Here is a 4,697-nt window from a genome sequence, read left to right on the forward strand (position 1 = left end):
ACGTTTCCCTCCGCGCGGGTGAGCGCGGGCAGCGGGGGCAGCTCCGGTGGCAGCACCGCGCTCACCTCGCCCGCGGCGGCGGGCCCGGCCGCGGTTGGGGGAGGTGGTGCGCCCTCCACACCCCCCCCGCGCCCCCGCCCCCCACCACGTTCTCCAGCGCGGCGATCGGAAGGGCCGTCCCGGGCACGTACGGCGTCGCCCACAGGTCGGCCGGCAGGCAGCGCGGGACCTCGGCCACCAGGCGGCCCTCCGGCCCCGCCGTCCATGCGGAGAGCGGCACCACGGCGCCCCGCCAGTGCAGGAAGGGCGGCCCGGAGCGGAGGGTGGTGGTCTGCTGGACGTCGGGGCGCTGCGGGGCGGGCGGCCGTGGCGCACCGGTCTCGTGGACGATGCGCAGGCTCGCCTCCGGGCCGTCCCCACCGCCCTCGTGGCGGTAGCGGACCTCCACGATCCAGTCGTGCCCCTCGTGGAAGCCGCGGATCTCGCGGACCAGCCGGATCGCGGGGCCGTCGAGGCGCAGCAGCGCCAGCGGCACCACGATCTCCTCCAGCGCACCGGCCCGCAGCGCCGGGAAGTCCTCCGGGACGATCCATTCGGCGGCCCGCAGCGCGTTCTCCAGCAGCAGGGAGGGCGGCAGCGCGGGGGCGCCGTCGATGCGGAAGTCACCGAGCGCGGGGGTGTGTTCGGGGTCGAGGACGACGCGCGCCGTCAGCTGGGCGTGCGGCTGGTAGGAGGTCACCTCGCCGAGGTGGAAGATCTTCGGAAAGGCGGTGGCGAAGCCGGGCAGCGCGGGCACCACCGGATAGCCGATGGCCTGCCCCGGGTCGATGGCCTTGCCCAGCGGCCCGACGAAGGTGACCTCGCCCTCGGATCCCGCCAGCAGTTCGGCCCGCCAGCGCTCAAGACCGTCCGCCACGTCGATCGCGGCCATGTAGCGCAGCGTGGCGGCGAAGTTGGCGATCAGCCCGATGCGGTCCCAGGTGGGCCAGGCGAGGGTCATCACGGGGAACGCGGCCCGGCGGGCGGCCCACTGGCCGAGCCGCGCGAGACCGTCGTTGGCCGCCGCGTATTCCAGCTGGCCGACCATGCCGCCGAGCCGTCCGGTGAGGGAGCCGACGCTGCAGAAGAACTTCAGGTCGCGCCTGCGCACCTCCTCGAAGACGTTGAGGAAGCCCTCGATCTTGACCTCGACGGTGCGCAGGATCTCCTCGTCGGTCTTCTTCGGCAGCCGGGCGGAGGTGTCCACCCCGGCGTTGTGCACCACCCCGGCGAGCCGGCCGCCCTCCAGCGCGTCCTCGCGCCGGATGAGCTCGCGCACCTGGGCGCGGTCGGTGAAGTCGCAGCGCGCGTACTCGACGCGCAGCCCCTCGCGCCGGGCGGAGGTCACATGGGTGGCGAGCTCCCACAGCCGGCGGGTGCGGGCCAGCCGGCCGCGGACCACGGCGGGCGACTCGCCCTTGGCACGGCCCGCCCAGACCTGCTTCTCGTACGCCTTCCACCCGGCCTCGTCCACGCCGAACCAGGGCTCGTCCCCGCTGGGAAAGGCCTCCCGGCCGGTCACCACGACCCGTGCGCCGTGCCGGGCGGCCAGCGACCGGGCCAGCTCCCAGCCGATGCCCCGGCCGCCGCCGGAGATCAGCACGGTGTCCTCGGGGCCGAGGGTGAGGGCGGGCGCGGCCACGGGCCGGTCCTCGGGGGTGAGGGTGTACCGGCGGCCGTCGCGGTAGCCGACCTCGATCTCACCGGTGCGGCCGAGCTCGGCGGCGACGATGCCGGGGAGTTCGGCGGAGGCGGCCAGGTCGATGTCGACGACGCGGGCGGCCACATTGGGGAACTCCCGGTGCAGGGTCTTGGCGAGCCCCGCCCAGATGCCGCCGAGCGGCTGCTCAAGACCGTCCCGCGGATGCTGGCCCATCCCGCCGCCGAGGTAGCTGACGGCGAGGTAGCACAGCCGGTCCGCGGCGGTCTCGGCCGCCCAGTCGTCGTAGACCCCGCGCAGCGCGGTCACGGTCTCGGTCAGCGCCCGCCGCCAGGCCCCGGCGGAGGCGGGACGGTCCGGGTCGTACGCCCGGCCCACGGTGAGGTCGACGATGGCGTCCACCGGGCCGGGGCCTTCCGGCTCCCGGCGCACCAGCGCGCCGCGCTCCTTCAGCTCGCGCTCCACACCGGCGGCGATGTCCTCCTCGCCGCCGATCAGCAGCACCCGCAGCCCGGCCGGCCGGGGGTGCGGCCCGGCTGGGCGGGGCAGCTCGGTGAGCCGCCACACCATCCGGGCCACCGGCTGGACCGGTGCGTCCTCCTGGGTCACGGTCATGTCCGGTCCTCCCCCGCCGGTGCCTGCTCCAGGGGGACGGCCTCGCCGGTCTCGGCGTCCACGTAGCCGATGAGGGTGGCCCGCATGTCCTTCATCTGGAGCAGCATCCGGCCGTCGGGCCGCACCGCCACGAAACGGTTGCTGATGGTGTCGGCCGTCAGATCGAAGCCGGGCGGGGTCACGAAGAGGTCGATGCCCTCCCCGGACGCGGCCAGGTCGTGGTCGCTGATCTCCTCGTACAGATCGATCCGGCGGATCGACAGCGGCGCGGCCACCGGCACCAGATGCCCGTCGACCAGATCCAGCACCCCCACCCGGGCCAGCCCGTCGAGCAGGATGCTCGGCACGGTGAAGCGGGACCACACCGGATCGCCGGCCGGGACGTCGGGCGCGTAGCGGGCGCGCTTGCCCCGGGGGTGGATCCGGGTGTCGGTGGTGGAGACGAAGGGGCCGGTCAGCCGCACCGGGGAGCCGGGCTGGTGGTACGGGTCGGGCACCGGGGTCTCCTCCCCCGCCGGCCACTCCTCCCAGCGCGGCGCGGTGGGCGCCTCGGTGTCGAGCAGCACCCGGGCCAGGAAGTGCACCCGGTCCTTGACGAGGACCACCCCGCTGGGCGCGACCACGTCCTCGGTGATCCGCACCTGGACGACGGTGACCTCCCCGGGGCTGTCCACCAGTTCGGCGCGGATGCGCCTGGGACCGGCCGGGATGTCGCGGTAGACCCGCAGGAAGTGCTCGAAGCGCAGATCCTCGAAGGCGATCACCCGCTTGCCGGGGACCAGGGCCCGCGCGGCCTCGGCGGCCAGTTCGGTGACGAAGGTGCCGGGCAGGGTGGCCTCGCCGCGCACCGTGTGGTGCTCGAGATAGCCGTCGGTGTCCAGGTCGAAGGGGCACTCGTAGACCACGGACCGCTCGTCGGACGCCACCAGCCGGCGCAGGAAGAACCCGGGCCGCTCCGCCTCGCCGGTGACCGGCCGCCCCGCCTCGCCCGTGGTGCCCGGAGAGCCGGGGTGGTCCAGATAGCCGGGGTAGAAGCGCTCCACCGTGACGCGTTCGGCGTCGCCGAGGTGGACGACGGAGGGGCGCCGCACGGGGGCGTGGAGCTCCTGGACGAAGTGGTGGATGCCCTCGGCGATGGCCATGTTGCTGTACGAGCCCGCGCGCTCGTAGTACGCCTTGGTCAGCTCGTTGGCGCCCATGCCGACGCCTTCCCACAGCGTCCAGCCGATGGTGAACTCGTCCGTCGGCGAATCGGTGGCGCGGGTGTGGGTCGCGGCGGCGGCCAGGAAGTCGTTGGCCGCGGCGTAGTCGGCCTCCCCCAGCTGCCCGAAGTAGCCCAGCAGCGAGCCGAAGTTGCACCACAGCCGGGGCGGCGCGGTGCGCAGGGCGCGCTTGAGGTGGAGGTAGGAGTCCAGCTTCAGATCGCGGATGGCGGTGAACTCGGCGAAGCTCTTGTCCTTGATCAGCCCGGAGCGCTGCAGCCCGGCGGCGTTGACCAGCAGGTCGATCCGCCCCCGCTCGTCCAGCACCCGGCCGATCGCCCGGTCCACCGCCGCGCCGTCGCGCATGTCGCAGGCGAGGTAGGTGACCCGGCCGGTGCCGCTGTGGGCGGCCATCTCGTCCAGGTTCCGCTTCGCCCAGCGGGCGTTGACCATGCGGTCGAAGGCGCGGTTGATATCGGCCACGGTGCGGCCGTCGCGCCGGGCGATCTCCGTCTTGATGTAACCGGCGCGGCGGGCGGCGAACTCCTCGTCGCTGCCCTGGTACGTCTCCGGCGGGTAGTCGTCGAGGGAGTTGCTGCCCAGGACGTAGATCCGGGGCCGGAAGTGCTCGGCCACCGCCTTGACCACCTCGGCGGTGATGCCCCGGGCACCCCCGGCGACCACCACGACGGAGTCCGGGCCGAGGACCGCGGACGTCCCCGCTCCCAGGTCGTTGGGCTCGTCGGAGAGCAGATACGCCTTGCGTACGCCGTCGAGGTCGAACACCGCGGGGAAGACCCGCTCGGCCGCGCTCTCCTCCTCGGCGCGGGCCATCGCCTCGGTGAGGTCGGTGGCCGAGGTGCACAGCGTGAAGGCGAGGCAGGCGTCGCGCTCCAGGGCCGCGGTCTTCCACAGCCCGGTGAAGAGCCCGGTGTACGGATGCGGAGTGCCGCCCGGCGCGGCGCCCAGCAGCAGCGCCACGGCCGAGGAGCCGGGGTCGCCCAGGTCGTCGTAGAGGTGCTGGAGGGTCAGATAGGCGGCGTCGTGCAGGGCGGTGAGGGCGGGCGCGGGGCCGTCCGCGGCCGCCCGGCCGAGGTACGCCCCCACCCCATCGGGGGGGGCCCCCCGGGCCCCGACCCCCCCGAGCCCGCGCTCACCCACCACCCCGACCCCCCGCCGGG

The 4,697-nt window shown here is 74.6% G+C and carries 2 protein-coding genes; both read right to left on the reverse strand.

All coding sequences use genetic code 11. The annotated features are described in order from the left end of the window. Positions 1-61 precede the first annotated feature (61 nt). Positions 62-2,314 carry an SDR family NAD(P)-dependent oxidoreductase gene (locus ACFXB5_RS41255; protein ID WP_385218521.1) on the reverse strand — a complete coding sequence of 751 codons (2,253 nt, stop codon included), beginning with the start codon at positions 2,312-2,314 and terminating at the stop codon, positions 62-64. Then, a partial coding sequence (locus ACFXB5_RS41260) for an SDR family NAD(P)-dependent oxidoreductase (protein ID WP_385218522.1) occupies positions 2,311-4,697 on the reverse strand: 2,387 nt, incomplete at its 5' end. The genes ACFXB5_RS41260 and ACFXB5_RS41255, both read right to left, overlap by 4 nt.

Origin of the sequence: Streptomyces sp. NPDC059455 (assembly GCF_042750115.1) — a bacterium.
Lineage (GTDB): Bacteria > Actinomycetota > Actinomycetes > Streptomycetales > Streptomycetaceae > Streptomyces > Streptomyces endocoffeicus.

Bases quoted from the DNA above. Each gene is read 5' to 3' on its own strand.
- ACFXB5_RS41255 (WP_385218521.1), bottom strand. From the start codon at position 2,314: ATGACCGTGACCCAGGAGGACGCACCGGTCCAGCCGGTGGCCCGGATG.